The sequence below is a fragment of the Arthrobacter oryzae genome (genome assembly GCF_003634095.1).
Taxonomy (GTDB): Bacteria; Actinomycetota; Actinomycetes; order Actinomycetales; family Micrococcaceae; genus Arthrobacter; species Arthrobacter oryzae.
The window spans coordinates 251,520-269,916 of sequence record NZ_RBIR01000004.1 but is presented as its reverse complement, the minus strand read 5'-3'; the positions used below and the strand labels follow the sequence as shown (position 1 = coordinate 269,916).

General features: G+C 68.3%; 16 protein-coding genes. 1 reads left to right on the top strand and 15 read right to left on the bottom strand.

From position 1 onward, the window contains the following. Position 1 precedes the first annotated feature (1 nt). Both C8D78_RS11390 and tdh read right to left on the bottom strand, forming a co-directional pair. Entirely contained in the window at positions 2–1,210 is a 1,209-nt protein-coding gene (locus C8D78_RS11390; RefSeq protein ID WP_120953747.1) for a glycine C-acetyltransferase, read from the bottom strand. Between the two features lie 86 nt (positions 1,211–1,296). After that, on the bottom strand, positions 1,297–2,343 hold the full coding sequence (gene tdh, locus C8D78_RS11385; protein ID WP_120953745.1) for an L-threonine 3-dehydrogenase: 1,047 nt from the start codon (positions 2,341–2,343) through the stop codon (positions 1,297–1,299). A gap of 169 nt (positions 2,344–2,512) precedes the next feature. Between tdh and C8D78_RS11380 the strand changes: the two genes are divergently transcribed. Then, the gene (locus C8D78_RS11380) at positions 2,513–3,427 is read left to right on the top strand and encodes a LysR family transcriptional regulator (protein WP_120953743.1); all 915 of its coding nucleotides are present in this window, start codon (positions 2,513–2,515) and stop codon (positions 3,425–3,427) included. On the opposite strand, the gene gatB is transcribed toward C8D78_RS11380, so the two are convergent. From gatB to C8D78_RS11315, 13 genes are all read right to left on the bottom strand, one after another. Then, positions 3,424–4,929, bottom strand: a complete 1,506-nt coding sequence (gene gatB, locus C8D78_RS11375; RefSeq protein ID WP_120953741.1) for an Asp-tRNA(Asn)/Glu-tRNA(Gln) amidotransferase subunit GatB — start codon at positions 4,927–4,929, stop codon at positions 3,424–3,426. The genes C8D78_RS11380 and gatB overlap by 4 nt on opposite strands. Continuing rightward, complete coding sequence (gatA, locus tag C8D78_RS11370; RefSeq protein WP_244208360.1) at positions 4,929–6,533, bottom strand: Asp-tRNA(Asn)/Glu-tRNA(Gln) amidotransferase subunit GatA; 1,605 nt, start codon at positions 6,531–6,533, stop codon at positions 4,929–4,931. Before gatA ends, gatB begins: the two co-directional genes overlap by 1 nt. A 4-nt stretch (positions 6,534–6,537) precedes the next feature. Further along, a complete protein-coding gene (gene gatC / locus C8D78_RS11365; RefSeq protein WP_011691167.1) occupies positions 6,538–6,834 on the bottom strand; it encodes an Asp-tRNA(Asn)/Glu-tRNA(Gln) amidotransferase subunit GatC in 297 nt (98 codons plus the stop codon). 159 nt (positions 6,835–6,993) lie between these two features. Beyond that, a complete protein-coding gene (locus C8D78_RS11360) occupies positions 6,994–8,712 on the bottom strand; it encodes a SulP family inorganic anion transporter (protein WP_120953739.1) in 1,719 nt (572 codons plus the stop codon). A gap of 119 nt (positions 8,713–8,831) precedes the next feature. Continuing rightward, positions 8,832–9,215 (bottom strand): RidA family protein, encoded by a 384-nt coding sequence (locus tag C8D78_RS11355; protein ID WP_120953737.1) that lies wholly within the window; start codon positions 9,213–9,215, stop codon positions 8,832–8,834. 112 nt (positions 9,216–9,327) lie between these two features. Beyond that, positions 9,328–9,831, bottom strand: a complete 504-nt coding sequence (locus C8D78_RS11350) for a GNAT family N-acetyltransferase (protein WP_120953735.1) — start codon at positions 9,829–9,831, stop codon at positions 9,328–9,330. Between the two features lie 121 nt (positions 9,832–9,952). After that, the gene (locus C8D78_RS11345) at positions 9,953–10,795 is read right to left on the bottom strand and encodes an inositol monophosphatase family protein (protein WP_120953732.1); all 843 of its coding nucleotides are present in this window, start codon (positions 10,793–10,795) and stop codon (positions 9,953–9,955) included. Next, positions 10,792–13,086 carry an NAD-dependent DNA ligase LigA gene (gene ligA / locus C8D78_RS11340; protein ID WP_425266697.1) on the bottom strand — a complete coding sequence of 765 codons (2,295 nt, stop codon included), beginning with the start codon at positions 13,084–13,086 and terminating at the stop codon, positions 10,792–10,794. Before ligA ends, C8D78_RS11345 begins: the two co-directional genes overlap by 4 nt. A gap of 161 nt (positions 13,087–13,247) precedes the next feature. Beyond that, complete coding sequence (locus C8D78_RS11335) at positions 13,248–14,036, bottom strand: PP2C family protein-serine/threonine phosphatase (RefSeq protein ID WP_120953729.1); 789 nt, start codon at positions 14,034–14,036, stop codon at positions 13,248–13,250. A gap of 141 nt (positions 14,037–14,177) precedes the next feature. Continuing rightward, positions 14,178–15,509: an adenylate/guanylate cyclase domain-containing protein gene (locus C8D78_RS11330; protein WP_120953727.1), complete on the bottom strand. Its 1,332-nt coding sequence runs from the start codon at positions 15,507–15,509 to the stop codon at positions 14,178–14,180. Further along, a complete protein-coding gene (locus C8D78_RS11325; protein WP_120953725.1) occupies positions 15,499–16,098 on the bottom strand; it encodes a PH domain-containing protein in 600 nt (199 codons plus the stop codon). Before C8D78_RS11325 ends, C8D78_RS11330 begins: the two co-directional genes overlap by 11 nt. Next, positions 16,091–17,050, bottom strand: coding sequence for a biotin--[acetyl-CoA-carboxylase] ligase (locus C8D78_RS11320; RefSeq protein WP_120953723.1), 960 nt, complete (start codon positions 17,048–17,050; stop codon positions 16,091–16,093). Before C8D78_RS11320 ends, C8D78_RS11325 begins: the two co-directional genes overlap by 8 nt. 185 nt (positions 17,051–17,235) lie before the next feature. Then, positions 17,236–18,141 (bottom strand): SDR family oxidoreductase, encoded by a 906-nt coding sequence (locus tag C8D78_RS11315; protein ID WP_120953721.1) that lies wholly within the window; start codon positions 18,139–18,141, stop codon positions 17,236–17,238. Positions 18,142–18,397 lie beyond the last annotated feature (256 nt).

Genomic DNA, 18,397 nt, shown 5'->3' with positions numbered 1-18,397 from the left:
TTTAGGCGGCGACGGCGGCCCGGCTCTGGACGAACGCCTGCACGCACGCCTCGACGTCCTCGGCGCTGTGCGCGGCCGAGAGCTGCACGCGGATCCGGGCGGCGCCCTTGGGCACCACCGGGTAGCTGAACGCAGTAACGAAGACTCCATGGTGGAGCATGGCATCGGCCACCTTGGCCGCCATGACGGCGTCGCCGAACATCACCGGAACAATCGCGTGCTCGCCCGGAAGCAGGTCGAAGCCCTCCTCGCTCATGCGGTTCCGGAAGAGCTCCGCGTTGGCGAAGAGCTTGCTGCGCAGTTCGCCGGAGCTCTCCACGAGGTCCAGGGCCTTCAGCGTGGCCGCGACGATCGCCGGGGCCAGCGAGTTGGAGAACAGGTACGGGCGGGCCTTCTGGCGGAGCATCGCCACGACTTCGCCGCGGCCCGAGACGTAACCGCCGGAGGCTCCGCCGAGGGCCTTGCCGAAGGTGCCGGTGTAGATGTCCACGCGGTCCGAGACGCCGGCGTGTTCCGGGGTGCCTGCCCCGGTGGCGCCCATGAAGCCCACGGCGTGGGAGTCGTCCACCATGACCATGGCGTCGTACTTTTCGGCGAGGTCGCAGATCGCCTCGAGCGGGGCCAGGAAGCCGTCCATCGAGAAGACGCCGTCGGTGACGATGATCTTGCGGCGGGCCGGGTTTTCCTGCGTGGTGGCCTCGATCAGTTTCGCCTCGAGGTCCGCCATGTCCTGGTTGGCGTAGCGGAACCGCTGGGCCTTGCACAGCCGGATGCCGTCGATGATGGAAGCGTGGTTCAGCGCGTCGGAGATAACCGCGTCTTCCGGGCCGAAGAGGGACTCGAACACGCCGCCGTTGGCGTCGAAGCAGCTGGAGAACAGGATGGTGTCCTCGGTGCCGAGGAATTTTGAGACGCGCTTTTCCAGGGCCAGGTGCAGGTCCTGGGTGCCGCAGATGAAGCGGACGCTGGCCATGCCGAAGCCGCGGGCGTCCATGGCGTCCTTGGCGGCGGCGATGATCTCCGGGTGGTCCGCGAGGCCCAGGTAGTTGTTGGCGCAGAAGTTCAGGACGTCGGCGCTGGATTCGCCGATCTGCCCTGCCTTGATGTGGTTGGCCTGCGGCGAGTCGATGTGCCGCTCGGTCTTGAAGAGGCCGGCGCTGCGGATCTCGTCGAGTTCGTGCTGCAGCTGGTCCTTGATGGCTGAATACATGGGTTGGCTCCTCAGCTGGTTGGATGCGGGGCAAAAAATGCGGGGCCTGGCGGGAGGCCCGGTGACGGGCGGTCAGGAAGGCAGGTCTAGAAAGTGGTCCAGTCGAGGACCACTTTGCCGCCGAGGCCGGCACGGGCCACTTCGAAGCCCTTTTCCCAGTCGCTGGCGGGCAGCGTGTCGGTGACCACGGCCGAGATGTTGGCGTGCAGGACCGGGTTGGAGGAAAGCATGGCGCTCATCGCGTACCAGGTCTCGAACATTTCACGGCCGTAGATGCCCTTCATGGTCAGCATGTGGGTGACCACCTTGCCCCAGTTGATGTCGATGGACTGGCTGGGCAGTCCCAGCATCGCGATCCGGCCGCCGTGGTTCATGTTGTCGATCATCTCAGGCAGGGCGGTGGGGTGTCCCGACATTTCCATGCCGATGTCGAACCCTTCGCGCATGCCGAGCTCCCGCTGGGCGTCCTTGACCCGCATCTTGGAGACATCGATCGCCAGGTCGACGCCGAGTTTGCGGGCCAGTTCCAGCCGCGGGGCGGAGACGTCCGTGATGGCGATTTTGCGGGCGCCCGCGTGCCGGGCGACGGCGATCGCCATGAGTCCGATCGGCCCGGCGCCGGTGATCAGGACGTCCTCACCGACCAGGGGGAAGCTCAGGGCCGTGTGGACGGCGTTGCCGAAGGGATCGAAGATGGCGCCCAGTTCCGGTGTGACGGAGGGGTCCTGGTGGACCCAGACGTTGGTCTCGGGGATCACCACGTACTCGGCGAAGGCGCCGTCGCGCTGGACGCCGACGCTCACGGTGTTGATGCACATCTGCTTGCGGCCCGCGCGGCAGTTGCGGCAAATCCCGCAGACGATGTGGCCCTCGCCGGAGACCCGGTCCCCCACCTTGACGTCCAGGACGTCCTCGCCGATCTCGACGACTTCGCCGTAGAACTCGTGGCCGGGGATCAGGGGGGCGTTGATGATGCCCTGCGCCCAGGCGTCCCAGGACTGGATGTGCAGGTCAGTACCGCAAATGCCGGTGGTCATGACCCGGATCTTGACGTCGCCGGGACCGGCCTCGGGCTCGGGGCGGTCAACGAGTTCGAATCCTGCGTGGGCGCCGGCCTTGTAGAGAGCCTTCATGGGCCTTCCTAACTGTATTTGCTCGCGGTTTGCTCCGCGCGTTCTGTGCCGCCGCGCGGCACGGGCGTGTGGGACAACTCACCCCCATTAGACCGACAGAAAAGCATTAGCACAACCGCCTTTTTCTCAATCGACGATTTAGCTTTTTCTTGCGCATAGAATGGGCGGCATGGAAATCCACCAGCTGGAGATGCTGCGCGAACTCGGCGCGCTGGGCAGCGTCAAAGCCGTCGCCGAAACCCTGCTCGTGACGCCGTCGGCCGTGTCCCAGCAGCTGGCCGCGCTGCAGAAGACCGTGGAGGTGCCGCTGACCCGCAAGGAGGGCCGGAACCTGGTGCTCACGGAGGCGGGGCAGGTCCTGGCGGACGCCGGGGCCGCGGTCGTGAGCGCCATGGCGGATGCGAAAATGGCCATCGGCGCCTACCACGGCTCGCCGGTCGCACCCGTGACGCTGAGCGGGTTCCACAGTGCCGGGCAGGCGTTGTTCGCGCCGCTGGCCCGGCTCCTGGACGGCCCCGGCCAGCCCCGGATCCTGCTCTCCGACGAGGACGTGGCCCAGCAGGATTTCCCGGCCCTAACCGCCCGCTACGATCTGGTCCTGGCGCACCGGATGGATCACAGCCCTCGCTGGCCCGAGGAACGCGTCGCGGTGATCCCGCTCGCGCACGAGCCGCTGGACGTGGCGCTGCCGGCCGGGCACCGGCTGGCCGGCCAGCGCGCGGTGACGGCGGACGACGTCGTGGGCGAACCGTGGGTGACCAGCCGCGCCGGCTACTCCCCCGCGGACGTGCTCTCCGCCGTCGCCGCGGTCTCCAGCCGGGAACTGAACATCGTGCACCGCATCAATGACTATTCGACCGTGGCGGCGCTCGTGGCGGCTGGCGGCGTGATCGGCCTGCTGCCCCGGCATACAGCGCAGCCCGTGCTGAACCCGGACATTGTGCTGCGGCCGCTGGAGGGCATCAGCACCCGGCGCCGGATCGACCTGCTGGCCAGGCCGGAGAACCTTAAACGCACATCGGTCATGATGGTCTGCGAAGCACTGCAGACCATCATGACCGATTTAGTGGGGGCTGAGGGCTAGCCCTCGACGCCGAGGCGCTCCAGGATCAGCTCCCTGACACGGCCGGCGTCGGCCTGGCCGCGGGTGGCCTTCATGACGCCACCGACGATCGCGCCGATCGCCTGGATCTTGCCGCCGCGGATCTTGTCCGCGACGCCGGGCTGCGCGGCGAGGGCCGCGTCGATCGCTTCGAGCAGGGGGGCGTCGTCGGAGACCACGGCGAGGCCGCGCTTCTCGACGATTTCCGCCGGGGTTCCCTCGCCGGCGAGCACGCCGTCCAGGACCTCGGAGGCCATCTTGTTGTTGATCTTGCCGTCTTCAACCATCTGGTTCAGTTCCACGATGGTGGCCGGCTTGACGCCGAGCTGGCCGGGATCGACGTCGGCGTTCTTGGCGCGTCCGACGATCTCGCCCATCCACCATTTGCGGGCCACCGTGGGGGTGGCGCCGGCGGCGATGGTTTCCTCGATCTCGTCCATGACGCCGGCGTTGACGACGTCGCGGAATTCCAGGTCGGAGTAGCCCCAGTCGGCCTGCAGGCGCTTGCGGCGTGCGGCCGGCGGCTCGGGCAGGGTGGCCCGGAGTTCCTCGACCCATTCGCGGGACGCGGTGATCGGGACTAGGTCCGGTTCCGGGAAGTAGCGGTAGTCGTCGGCGTCGGACTTGGCCCGGCCCGACGTCGTGGTCCGGGTGTCCTCGTGCCAGTGCCGGGTTTCCTGGATGACGGGCTCGCCGGAGTCCAGGACGGCGGCGTGCCGCTGGATCTCGTAGCGGACGGCATGTTCGACGGCGCGCAGCGAGTTGACGTTCTTGGTCTCGGAGCGGATCCCGAAGCGTTCACGGCCGTGCGGGCGCAGCGAGACGTTGGCGTCGCAGCGGACGTTGCCCCGCTCCATCTTGGCGTCGGAGACGCCAAGGTTCTTGACGATCTCCCGGACCGCGGCCACGTAGGCCTTGGCGAGTTCGGGCGCGCGGCTGCCGGCGCCCTCAATCGGCTTGGTGACGATCTCGACGAGCGGCACGCCGGAGCGGTTGTAGTCGACCAGGGAGTAGTCCGCGCCCTGGATGCGGCCGGTGGCGCCGCCCATGTGGGTCAGCTTGCCGGCGTCCTCTTCCATGTGGGCGCGTTCGATCTCGACGCGGAACATGGTGCCGTCGGAGAGCTCGATGTCCAGGTAGCCGTCGTACGCGATCGGCTCGTCGTACTGGGAGGTCTGGAAGTTCTTCGGGGTGTCCGGGTAGAAGTAGTTCTTCCGGGCGAAGCGGCAGGTCTCGGCGATCTTGCAGTTCAGGGCCAGGCCGATTTTGATCGAGGACTCGATCGCGGTCTTGTTCACCACGGGCAGGACCCCGGGCATGCCGAGGTCCACCTCGTTGACGTTGGTGTTGGGCTCGTCGCCGAAGACGTTGGGAGCGGAGGAGAACATCTTGGTCTTGGTGTTGAGCTCCACGTGGACCTCGAACCCCAGGACGGGATCGTACTTCTCCATGGCCTCTTCGAAGCTCAGGGTTGCGTCAGTCATTAGTGTGAACCTCCGTGGCTCAGGGCGGCGTCAGCCGTTGAATCAGTTGCAGCAACCGCCGAGGCAGAATCGGTCAGGGAAGAATCCGTCAAGGAAGGGGCCTTGTCCAGGAGGGGTCCGCCCCACTGCGCCTCTAGCAGGGATTCCAGCACGGCGCCGACGCGGTACAGCCTTGCGTCCTGGCGGGCCGGGGCCAGCAGCTGGATGCCGACGGGCAGCCCGTCCTCGTCGGCGAGGCCGCCGGGCAGGGAGAGCCCGGGGACGCCTGCCATGTTGGCCGGGATGGTGGCGACGTCGTTGAGGTACATCGCCAGCGGGTCGTTGAGCTTCTCGCCGAGCTTGAACGCCGTGGTGGGCGCCGTCGGGGAAATGAGCACGTCCGCCTTGGCAAACGCGGCCTCGAAGTCGCGCTGGATCAGGGTGCGCACCTTCTGGGCCGAGCCGTAGTAGGCGTCGTAGTAGCCGGCGCTCAGCGCGTACGTGCCCAGGATGATGCGGCGCTTGACCTCGTCGCCGAAGCCGGCGGCGCGGGTGGAGCCCATGACGCGTTCGATCGTCAGCGGTCCCTCTTCGGGCAGGACCCGCAGACCGTACCGGACGCCGTCGAACTTGGCCAGGTTCGAGGACGCCTCGGAGGGCATGATCAGGTAGTAGGCGCCCAGGGCGTACTTGAAGTTGGGGCAGGAGACCTCGACGATCTCGGCGCCGGCGCCCTTGAGCAGTTCGAGGGACTCGTTGAAGCGGTTCTCGACGCCGGCCTGGTAGCCCTCGCCGTGGAGTTCCTTGATGATGCCGATCTTCATGCCGCGGACGTTGCCGGTCCGGGCCGCGGCTACGAGGTCCTCGAGCGGGTCCGGGAGCGAGGTGGAATCGCGGGGATCGTGTCCGCCGATCACCTGGTGCAGCAGGGCCGAGTCCAGCACCGTGCGCGAGACCGGGCCGATCTGGTCCAGCGAGGAGGCCATGGCGATGGCGCCGTAGCGGGAGACGCCGCCGTAGGTGGGCTTGACGCCGACCGTGCCGGTGACGGCGCCGGGCTGGCGGATGGATCCGCCGGTGTCCGTGCCGAGAGCCAGCGGGGCTTCGAAGGCCGCGACGGCCGCGGCCGAGCCGCCTCCGGAGCCGCCGGGGATGCGGTCCAGATCCCACGGGTTGTGGGTGGGGCCGAACGCGGAGTGCTCGGTGGAGGAACCCATCGCGAATTCGTCCAGGTTGGTCTTGCCCAGGATCGGCATCTTCGCGGCGCGCAGGCGCTCGACGACGGTGGCGTCGTAGGGGCTGTGCCAGCCCTCGAGGATTTTCGAGCCGGCCGTGGTGGGCTGGCCGATGGTGACGATGAGGTCCTTGACGGCGATCGGCACGCCCGCGAGGACGTGGAGCTCTTCGGCGGCGGCACCGCCGGCGGCGCGGATCGCGTCCACTTCGGCGGCGACGGCGAGCGCCTCGTCGGCGTTGACGTGCAGGAAGGCATGAACCTTGCCTTCGACGGCGGCGATGCGGTCCAGGTACGCCTGGGTGACCTCGACGGCGGTGATCTCGCGGGCGGCAAGCTTTTCTGCCAGCACGGCGGCGGACAGGCGGATCAGTTCGTTGTTCTCAGTCATGGTCTTAGTCCTCATCCAGGATTGCCGGGACCTTGAAGCGGCCTTCGTACGCGTCGGGGGCACCGGAGAGCGACTGCTCGGCCGTAAACGTGTGGCCCACCACGTCTTCGCGGAACACGTTGGTCAGCGGAATCGGGTGCGACGTGGCCGGGACGTCATCACCGGCGGCCTCGCTGACAGACTTCACGGATTCAACGATGACGGCGAGTTCGCCGGCCATCCTGTCCAGCTCTTCAGCACTCATCTCGATGTGCGCGAGACGCGCAAGATGCGCGACGTCGTCGCGGTTGATCGCAGCCATGGATCTCCCCTGCAAGGTAAGGATTATTTTCCGTCCCAGTCTACGTGGGTTCGCATGCAGTTACTTCCGGGCACCGTGACGGGCAACGACAAGCAACGCGGGGTCACTTACGGCCCGTCCGGACGGCCGGAACGGGCCGTAAGTGACCCCGCGTTGCTTCTAGCCGGGCTCGTCCGGTTCCTTCTGCGGTGCCGCCTGTTCCGCTTGCACCGCCCGGTAGATGTTGCCGTGAATCTTGCCGGCCCCGATGAGTTCGATCACGCCGTCCCGCTCCAGGACCGCCCGAACCGCGGGCTTCAGCCGGGTGAGGCGCAGGTTGACGCCGGACTCTCGGACCAGGCTCACGATGTCCGCCATCTTCGCCGCTCCCTGGGAGTCGACAAAGTTGATCCCGCCGCAGTCGAGCACGATCCCGGTGAGCTGCGGCGTTGACTGGATGACATCGCGCAGCCGGTCCTCCAACGCGTCGGCCGTGGCGAAGAAGAGACCGCCGTCGAACCGGATGACGGCTACGCCGGCGACCACCTCGTCGCCGGGGTGCCCGTCGGATTCACGGAACACCTGGGTGCCCGGCTCCCGGCCGAGCGACGGCATTTCCGGGTGGGTGGCCACCCGGACCAGCCAGAGCAGTGAGAGCCCGATCCCGATGATGACACCCGCCAGCACGCCGAAGATCAGGGTGCCCATGATCGCGGCGACCGCAATCCAAAAATCTACTTTCTGCACCCGGGCAAGCCGCCGCATCTCTGGCACGTTCATCATGCCCATGACCACGGCCTCGATGATCAGCGCCGCCAGGACCGGTTTGGGCAGGATCGAGAACAATGGCGCCAGGAAGAGCAGCGTGAGCAGGACGGTGACCCCCGAGGTGAGGGAGGCCAGGCCGGTCTTCGCCCCGGAGTGGTCGTTCAGCGAGCTCGCGGACAGGCTGGTCGAGACGGGCATTCCCTTGAAGAGTCCCGCGCCGATGTTGGCCAGCGACTGGGCCACGGATTCCTGGTTGATGTCGATCTGGTAGCGGTGCTTGGCCGCGAATGCCCGGGCATCGCCCGCGGTCTGGGAGAAGCCGATCAGGACCAGTGCCACCGCCGCGAGGGCCACGGTGGCCGCGTGGTCCCACATCAGCGCACCGTCCGGGACCTGAAGCGACGGCAGCCCCCGGGGGACATCACCCACGAGGGCCACGCCCTTGGCGCCGAGGTCGAACAGGGCCGCCGAGGCCAATCCGCCCACCACCAGGACCAGCGCGCCGGGAACCTGCGGCGCGACGGCCTTGAGCCCGAAGACGACAACCAGCGCGATGACCCCTACCACCACGGTCGCCTGATTCGCCTCGCCCAAGGTCCCCAGCCATGACCACAGTTCCTGGATCGGGTTCGAGCCGGTGACCTCGGTCCCGGTGAGCTTGGGAAGCTCACCGATCACGACGTCGATCGCCGCGCCGAACAGGAAACCGGTCACCACGGCCCGTGAGAGGAACTGCGCAATCCAGCCCATCTTGAAGACGGCAAGAAGAAGGAACAGGAGTCCTGAGGCGAGGGTAATTCCCGCAACGAACGAGGCAGCGTCCTGCTCTCCGGTGATGCCCGCCGCGAGCACGGCGCTGGCGGCCACGGCCGCCAAACCCGAGCTGGGGCCCATCGAGATCTGCCGGCAGGTGCCGAAGACCGCGTAGACGATGGCGCCGGCAGCAGCGGCGTACAGGCCGTTCTGCAGCGGGATCCCCGCGATGCCCGCGTACCCCAGATTTTTCGGGACGATCAGCGCCGCGACGGTGACTCCGGCGATCAGATCCCCCCGCAGCCAGGCGCGGTCATACGAGCGGAACTGGCCGATGAGGGGTATCCCCGCGGGGCCCCTGCCTTGCGCCCTTTTCATGCGCCCTTCATACTCCAAGACCGGGCGTTCCGCCAGAGTCCCGGAATGCAACGCGGGGTCATTTAACGCCCATAATGCGCGCCGGAATGGGCCTTAAGTGACCCCGCGTTGCTTAGGGGTTAGCTGTCGCTCTTGTGCGCGACGAGTTCGATCTCGACGAGCATCGCGGGGTCCAGGAACGGCAGCACGTGGACGAGGGAGAGCGTGGGGCGGATGTCGCCGAAGACTTCGCCGTGGGCGCGGCCGGCTTCTTCCCACTTGCTGATGTCCGTCAGGTACAGCTTGGACTGCACCACGTCCTCGAACCCGAAGCCGGCCTCGGCCAGCACCGCACCGAGCTTCTGCAGGATGTAGCTGGTCTGGGTGTAGAAGTCCTCGCCCACAATTCCGTCCTCGCCGCTGGCGGCGGTCGCGGAGATGTACAGGGTGTTCTCGACCTGGACGGCCCGGGAATAGCCGAGCGTCTGCTCCCAGGTGGAGCCGGTGCCGAAGGTCTTACGCATGGGGGTGCCTTTCGCGGTGGGTAAGGATTCGGCACCACTTTAGGTCGCGGGAGGCTTCAGCCGCGAAAGACGGCGGCTTTGTGTCGGGCCTGCCCGGGGGCGGGCCCGGGGGTTAGAGCTCCTGGCGGTAGACGAGCAGTTTGATGTCCGTGCCCGGGACCAGCCAGTCGCGTTCCGGGGTCCGGACAAAGCCGGTCTTCCGGTAGAGGCCGTGGGCGCTTTCCCAGCTCTCCCCCGTGGTGAGGGCCACGGCGTGGACGCCCGGCAGGGTCCTGGCATGGTCCAGTATCGCCTCGACCATGGCTTTGCCGGCGCCGCTGCGCTGGACCGACGGGTCCACGACGAGCATGCGGAACTCCAGTTCGTCGCTCAGGGCGATGTCGGCGTACGGCTCGCCCTCGACCGCCAGCGTTACGGAGCCAAGGATCGTGCCGCTCCGCTCCGCCACCCAGATGGTCGCATCCGCAGCCCGCTGGGCGACGTTCTGGATCTGACGCATGTACGGGTGGTCCGCGTCCTCAAAGTAGCCCGCGGCCAGATAGGCGTCCCGGGTGATGCGCGCTATGGCGTCGTAGTCGGCCGGAACGGCGGGGCGTATGAGGATCTGCGAAGACACCTGTCAATGGTACGGGTGCCGGGCGCGGCGCTGCCCCGAAAAGGCAGTTTCCGTGACTGAACTATCACTACTATCGCGCTGGCCGGCTGCGGGTGGAGGCGGAGCCGCGGGGCAGCGGCGGTCAGAGCGGGAACTTGCCGGAGAGCTCGAGCGATCCGGCACACGTCCAGGCGGCCAGGCGTTCGTCGTCGGACGGGCCGCCGGCCAGGGGGCTGGTGAGCCGCGGCCGCCGCACCCAGCAGCCGGCCTCCTCCGCGATCAGGGCCCCGGCGGCGAAGTCGTGTTCGTTGAGCCCGCGCTCGCCGTAGGCGTCGTGGGTTCCGTCCGCCACGAGGCACAGATCCAGGGCCGCGGACCCCAGCCGGCGCATGTCGGCGAAGCCGTCCATCAGGCGGGCCAGGCCGGCGGCCTGTTCCGCCCGGACGTCGGGATCGTAGCTGAAGCCGGTGGCCAGGATCTGGCCTGTTCGGTCGGGGACGGGCCCCAACAGGGCGGTCCGCCGGCCCTGTTCCTCGAGCCAGGCCCCTTCGCCGCGGGACGCGTAGTAGGTTCGGCCGAGCGCCGGGGCGCTGACGACGCCGGCCAGCCAGACGCCGTCGGGGTCCGCCACGGCCACGGACGTGGCGTAGTAGACGATGTTGCGGATGAAGTTGGTGGTGCCGTCGAGAGGGTCCACGGACCAGCGGTAGCCGCTGGGTTCGGCCGGCAGGACGGTGCCGCCCTCCTCCCCCGTGATGATGTCCCACGGCCGGGCGGCGGTGATGACGTCCCGGACGGCGGCTTCCGCGGCGAGGTCGAACGCGGTCACCCAGTCGCCCGAGTCGCCCTTGTTGCTGACGTCAAGGGCGGCGGCTTGCCGGGTGGCCAGGACCGCGGCGCCGGCCGCCGCGGCCAACTTGGCCAGCTCCAGGAGCGCCGCCGGTCCGGCTTCGGAAGCGGACGGGCCCGCGGGGTGGGGGCTCATTCGGCCGCCGCGGCACCGGCGTCGGGATCCCCGGCGTCGGGATCCGGGTCCTCAAGGGTGTCCGGGTCCTCAAGGGTGTCCGGCGCCCCGGCAGGTGCCGGGCCGTTCGCCAACAGCGCCCGGAAGCCGTCCTCATCCAGGACCGGGACGCCGAGTTGTTCGGCCTTGTCCAGTTTGGTGCCCGCGTTCTCGCCCGCCACCACGTAGCTGGTGTTCTTGGAGACCGAGCCGGCGGCCTTGCCGCCGCGGATCAGGATGGCTTCCTTGGCCTCATCCCGGCTGAAGCCCTCGAGGCTTCCGGTCACCACGATGGTTAGTCCTTCCAGGGTCCGCGGCATGGACTCGTCGCGGTCGTCCGCCATCCTGACACCGGCGGCGGCCCAGCGGTCCACGATGTCGCGGTGCCAGTCCTCGGCGAACCATTCGGTCAAGGCCTGGGCGATGACCGGGCCCACGCCGTCGACGTGAGCGAGCTCCTCCTCGGTGGCCTGCCGGATGGCGTCCATGCTGCCGAACGCGGTGGCGAGGGCGCGGGAGGCCCGCGGGCCGACATGCCGGATGGACAGCGCCACCAGGACCCGCCACAGCGGCTGGGATTTGGCCTTCTCGAGTTCGCGGAAGAGCTTGTCCGTGGTGGCTGTGGGCTTGGACGGGGTCTTGGTGGTGGCCTTGGTGTAGAAGTAGGGCACGAGCTCGAATTCGCCTGTGCCCGCGCCCTTGGAGCGCTTCTCCCGGCGCACGCGGACGTCCGCGAGCTGCTCCGGGGTGAGGTCGAACAGTGTCGCTTCGGTGGTCAGCGGGGGCGTTGCGGGCTCGGCGGGCTGGGTCAGCGCGATGGCGGCTTCCCAGCCCAGGGCCTCGATGTCGAAGGCGCCGCGGCCTGCGAGGTGGAAGACGCGTTCGCGCAGCTGCGCCGGGCAGGACCGGGCGTTGGGGCAGCGGATGTCCACGTCCCCTTCCTTCCCGGGGGCCAGGGGCGTGCCGCATGCCGGGCATTCGGTGGGCATGATGAAGTCGCGGACCGGCGGGTCCTGGGCGTCCCGGAGTGCCAGGACCGGCCCCACGATTTCGGGGATGACGTCGCCGGCTTTGCGCAGCACCACGATGTCGCCGATCTTCACGCCCTTGGCTTTGACCACTTCCTGGTTGTGCAGGGTGGCCATTTCCACGGTGGAGCCGGCAACCTTGACCGGTTCCATCACGCCGTATGGGGTGACGCGGCCGGTGCGGCCGACGTTGACCGCGATGTCCAGCAGCTTGGTGTGGACTTCCTCGGGCGGGTACTTGTAGGCCACCGCCCAGCGCGGCACCCGTGAGGTGTAGCCGAGCGCCCGTTGCGTCGCGAAGTCGTCCACCTTGACCACGATGCCGTCGATCTCGTGCGTGAGGCTGTGCCGTTTGTCGCCGTAGCGCTTGATGAACGCCAGCACCTCCGCCAGTCCGGACAGGACCTCGAAATAAGGGCTCGTGGGCAGGCCCCACTCGGCGAGCCGGCGGTAGGTCTCCGACTGGCTGAGAGTGTCCAGTCCTTCGCGGACCCCGATGCCGTGGACATACATCCGCAGCGGGCGTTTGGCGGTTTCGGCGGGGTCCTTCTGCCGCAGCGAACCGGCGGCGGCGTTGCGCGGGTTGGCCAGAGGTGCCTTGCCGGCCTCGATCAGGGCCTCGTTGAATTCCGCGAAGGCCCTGGACGGAATGAAGACTTCGCCGCGGACTTCCATCTCGGCCGGGAAGCCGGTGCCGCTGAGCTGCTGCGGGATTTCCTTGATGGTCAGAACGTTGTGCGTGATGTCCTCGCCGGTGGTGCCGTCGCCGCGGGTGGCGGCCCGGACCAGCACACCGTCGCGGTAGAGCAGGTTGACGGCCAGGCCGTCGATTTTCAGTTCGGTGAGCCACGACGGCGGGTTGCCTCCGTTGCCGATCTTGGCGATGCCCGCCTCGGCCTTCGCCATCCACGCTTCCAGCTCCTCGAGCGAGAAGACGTCCTCCAGGCTGTACATGCGCTGCAGGTGCTCGACGGCGGTAAAGGCGGCGGACACTTCGCCGCCCACTTCCTGCGTGGGCGAATCGTTGGCCACCAGCTCCGGATGCATGGCTTCGAGCGTCTCCAGGCGCCGGTAGAGCTCGTCGAACTCGGCGTCGGAGATGATCGGCGCGTCCTGCTGGTAGTACGCGAACCGGTGTTTGCGGACCTCTTCCACGAGGTCTTCGTACTCCGCACGGATGTCCCCGGACGGGACCTGCTGCCCGTCGGGGCCCTGGGGTTCCGAGACGTGCCCGGGGGCTTCTATGTCTGCTTTTACAGTCCCTGCTGCGGTCTCTGCCGCGGTCTTCCCTGTGCTCACAGACCTATCCTGCCCTAGATCCGTTCCGTTGTCCGGTCACCGGCCGGACCCGCCGAAGGTCCCCCTCCTCTCCGGGCCGGCGTCTCCGGGGCCGGCACGCGGGCGGGTCAGGCGGCCGCAGCCCCGGGGGTGGTCCGGGCGTCCACAACGATCGCGGTGATGTTGTCCCGGCCCCCGCTGCGCAGGGCCGCCTGGATCAGTTCGTCAACGGCCGCTTGCGGGTCCGCCTCGGCCCCAAGGATGCCGGCAATCTGCTCATCGCTAAGCTCACCGTTGAGACCGTCGGAGCAGACGAGGATCCTGTCACCATCCTCAAGGGGAAGCAGCCAGTAATCGGCCTCGGTATCGTCGCCGGTACCCAGGGCCCGGGTCACCACGTGCCTGCGCGGATAGACGGCGGCCTCGGCCTCGGTGATCTGGCCGGCGTCGAACAATTCCTGAACCTCGGAATGGTCCACACTGAGTTGGGCGAGCTGGCCGCCGCTGTAGCGGTAGGTGCGGGAATCACCGATATTGAGGACTAGCCAGTAGGGAACGTCCAGCTGTTCCACCACCACGACGCCGGAGAGGGTGGTGCCGGCGCGGGATCCGGTGGCCTCACGGATGTCCGCGTCAGCCTTGAACAGGTATTCCTGGAGGATATCGGCGCTGGCGTCCCGGCTGCCTGTCTTCAATTGAGGCAGCTCGGCCAGGGTGCGCACGCAGATGCTGCTGGCAACTTCGCCGGCCTCGTGGCCGCCCATGCCGTCCGCCACGGCGAAGACGGGGTCGGCGGCAATGAAGGAATCCTCGTTCGCCTCGCGGCGCAGGCCCCGGTCTGTGCCGTATCCGCACTGCAGTCGCGGTCCGTGTTCCCTGTCCGTCGGCGGGAAGGGGACGTTTGGCGTGAGGTTCATGGCCATCCTAGATCAGGCGGTGCGCGCGAAAGTTGAAGGCGGTCACGAACCCGGCCGGCCCGCAACTGACGGTCCGACTATTGCATACAGGCCACACAACTGAGAAGACCGCCACGGCGCGCAGCCGGACCCTCCCGCTGCTCAGTCCAGGATCAGGCCCCGACCGCTGCCGTGCTGCAGCTGCACCGGATGGATTTCACCGAATCCGCGGACGTCCTCGGCCGGGCGGGGCACCAGGACGAAGCGCTCGTCGCGTTCCAAGGCTGCAGCGGTCATGGAATCCACCAGCACCGTTCCGGGGTCCGCGAGGGCGGTCAGGCGTGCGGCGAGGTTGACGGTGGGCCCGTAGATGTCGCCCAGTCGGGACAGAATCCGGCCCCAGACCATGGCCACGCGGGCCTGCGGCAGGATCTCGTCCTCGGTGAAGGCGCGGGAAAGGGCCAGCGAGATCTCGGCACCCGCCGCCGGCGTTTCGGCAATGTAGAGGACCTCGTCGCCCACCGTCTTGACCAGGCGTCCGCCGCCGACGGAGATGATTTCGGCGCACTTGTTTTCGAAGCGCTGCACCAGCTGGGCGAGGGTTTTCTCGTTCATCCGGCGGGACAGGCTGGTGTAGGACACCAGGTCGGCGAAACCGACGGCCCGGGCCAGCGGCAGCGGCGCGTCGTCCTCGTCACCTTCGCGGCCCTCTTCGCTGGACTGCAGTCCGGCCTCGGCCCGGACGGCGAGGCGCTGGACCGCGGCGTTGAGCTGGCGGCGCCAGGAATAGACGAGCATGTCCTCGAGGGCGTCAATAAGGTTCGGCAGTTCGCTGACAAGCCGCTTGCGGGCGACGGAGTCCGGCACCCCCTGCTTCTGCACCATGTCCTCAACGAGGGCCTCGACCTGCCACACCACCATCCGGTCCGTCATCTGGCCGATGGCCCGGGTGACGGAAATGGCGGCTTCCTCGGTCAGCTTGCCGTCGCGGACGAGGTCCACGATGGTCGACAGTGCCGACTGGTCCCGTTCGGTGAAGGCGACATCTTCATCCCCCAGGTTGGGAAAGCCCAGGGCACGCCAGAGTTTGCGGGCCGAAAGGAGCGAGAGGCCGGCACCGCCAGCCACTTCCCGGCGCCGGAGCTTGCGCTCTCCGCCCAGCAGCCGGGTTTCCAGGGCCTTGGCGGCGAGCCGCTCGGCGGACATCGTCCCGGTGGGCGGGGCTGCGGGTTCGGCGGCAGCGGGGTCGGCGGCTGCGGGTTCGGCGGGGTCGGCGACGGCTTCGCCGAAAGCGCGGCCGGCCACGGCGTCCGGCGCGTCGGGCCCCGCCTCTTCTGAACCGGCGCCGGCGCCGGCGTCGAACCCCGCGCCGGCACCCGGGTGAACCGCGGGGTCAGGGGTGGCAGCGGCAGGCTCGGAGACGACCCCTCCGGGCTCCCGGGGCAACTCGCGGTCGGCGAGGTCGATGTCCTGGTGGACGTTCTCAGCGTTCATCTCTTCCACCTTCTCTCGTCTCCCACGGCACGGCCTCGCCCGGGTTGTACATCATGCCTTCGTCCCCGCGCGTCTCGCCCTGGGGCAGATCGCCGATGGCGTCCAGCATGAAGTTGCGGAATGTCGCGACTTCAGGGACATCGCGCACCACCGTTCCCGAGGGGTGCCCGGTATCCAAGGATATATTCCCCGAGCGCAATAGGCGCTGCAACAAGGATTGTTCAATGGCCACATGGCGGATTGCGGCGAGCGGAACCTGCTGGTCGCGTCGCCGTAACATGCCGTAGCGGGTAACTAAGCGCTGGCTGGTCAGGATGTAGCGCGTGGCGTGCCACGCCATGACCCGCGGAAGGCAATAACCCAGCAGCACCCAAGCCGCCATGGCCAGACACCCGGCGATCAGCCAGGGCGTCCACTCCTTAGGAAGGAGCGGCACGAGCTTTTCCGGGCCGCCCTTGACCACCCAGGCGCAGGCATAGGCGGCCAGGGCGGGCACAACAACGAACATCAGCCCGGGGACAATGAGCATCCTGGGCTGGGGCCGGGTCACCACAATCACTTGCTCTCCCGGCAGGAGCACTTTACGCATAACCGCTTTCTGTCCCGCCACGGCCGGCCCCGCCCGTACCGCCCGCATCAGCCGTTCCGGCCGCTCCCGCCGGGTTCCACGGCCGCAAGTGCACGACGTCGCCGGCGGTCACCACGTGTTCGTGGCCCGCCGCGTCGACCACCAGGAGCGAACCGTATTCGTCCAGGCGGGTGGCGTGGCCAATGATCTCGTGGTCGCCGGGGAGCTGGGCGCGGACCTGCTTGCCGAGGGTCGTCAGCAGGTGCTCCACCCGCTTGTGCAGCGAGGGGCCGCCAGCCATGCCGGCGTGGGGGTCGCCGTCGGCGTTGCAGAAGCTCCGGTACAGCGTGGCGAAGCGGGACAGATAGCTCTTCAGGAGTTCCGTCCGGTCCACGGTGTCCGCGTTCTCCAGCAGCACGGAGGTGGCGGTGGGGACCGGAAGTTCGGCCTCGGTCAGCGTCACGTTCAGGCCGGTGCCGAGGATGACCGGCGGTGTGCCGCCGCCGCCGAGGGGGCCGAGCTGGGCCAGAATGCCGGCGATTTTCCGGCCCCGCACCAGGACGTCGTTGGGCCATTTAAGTTCCGCGGGAAGGCCCGCTGTTTCCGTCAATGCCTCGCGCAGGGCGAGCGCGGCGAGCAGGGACAGCCACGAGTAGCTGTGGGTCGGCAGCGGCCGTCCGTCCGCGTTGACGGGACGGAGCACCAGCGAAACGGAGACGGAGCTGCGGGCCGGGGCCTCCCAGCGGCGGTCGAGGCGGCCGCGGGCGGCGCTTTGGTACTCGGCGGCGAGCACCGACATGTCCGGCCAGGCGCCGGGGTCCTCGCTCACGCCGCGGAGGAGGTCGGCGTTGGTGGACCCCGTGGACTCCACCACCGTCAGGCCCGGAATCCCGTTGGCGGAGAGGAAGGCCTCATCGCTGAGGGCGTTGAGGTCCAGCGGCGGACGGTCCGGGGTTTCCTGCACGGCTTCCATGCTTGAATCCTACCGAGGAAAGCAGGGCCCGGCTCCGTCCCTGTGGGCTCGGTGCCTCCGCGGAAACTCCCCTCATTTGACCGGCAAGTGCGGCGGGTCGGCCCGACACGCCGGGGATTCCCGGCGTCGGATCCTCAAAAGCGGCGAATTTCCGCCAGCCGTTCGGCGGAAAACGCCCAGCAATTTCAGAGGAAGATGTCCGGCACCAACTGTTCTTCCGGCGCGCCGAGGCTGTAAGGACGGAAGTCCGTCACACCGGCCGCCGCCAGAACCTGCTCGTCGGTGTAGAAGTTGCCGCTGCGGCTGCCGTGCGCGGGGAGAGTGTTGCCGCCGGTCAGCACGGCGTGGGCGGCGTCGGCCATGATCTCGGGGCTGCGGGCGCCCTTGACGATCCTGTCGCCGCCGGGCATGTTGCGGATGGCCGCGGTGTCAATCAAGGTGCAGGGCCAGAGCGAGTTCACGCTGACCCGGTCCTCCTTGAGCTCCTCGGCCAGCCCCAGGGTGGTCAGGCTCATGCCGTATTTGGCCATGGTGTAGGCCAGGTGCATGCCGGCCCAGCGCGGATCCAGGTTCAAGGGCGGGGAAAGCGTCAGGATGTGTCCGGCGTCAGAGGCCCGCAGGGCGGGCAGCGCCATCTTCGAGAGCAGGAACGTGCCCCGGACATTGATGTCCTGCATGAGGTCGTAACGCTTCATGTCCACCGTGTCGGTCGTGGAGAGGTCGATCGCCGAGGCGTTGTTGATGACGACGTCGATCCCGCCAAAGCGGTCCACGGCGGCGCCGACAGCCCCGGCGACGTCGGCGTCGATGCGCACATCGCCGACCAGCGGCAGCGCACTGCCGCCGGCGGCCTCGATCTGTTCGGCGGCCGTGTAGACGGTGCCCTCCAGCTTGGCGTGCGGCTGGCCGGTCTTGGCCATCAGGACGATGTTGGCCCCGTCGCGGGCGGCGCGGAGCGCGATGGCCAGCCCGATGCCGCGGCTGCCCCCGGAGATGAGGACGGTGCGGCCCTGCAGGGAACCGGCGGCCTGATACGGCCCTGGCTGCTGGGACTGAGGGGCGGTGCCCGAAGCGTCATTGCTTGAAGTCATGAGGTCACTCTAGCCGACCATTGTTACTGGCGGGTAACAAGAGCTTCCGGCGCTCCTGCCCGGTTGCTTTCCCCTGGGAAGCCCCGAGGCCCGGGCGTCCCCCGCAAATCCAGGGGCCGACTCCGGACCGCCCGGAAGCAACCGGGAAGGAGCGCAGCGCCGGAGCTGGGCAGAGCCGACCGCGAACATCCGGCGAACATCCTTGGCGGTCACGGTGGGAGGTGGAACGAAAATTGTAGGTTTTCTACAGCGGCGT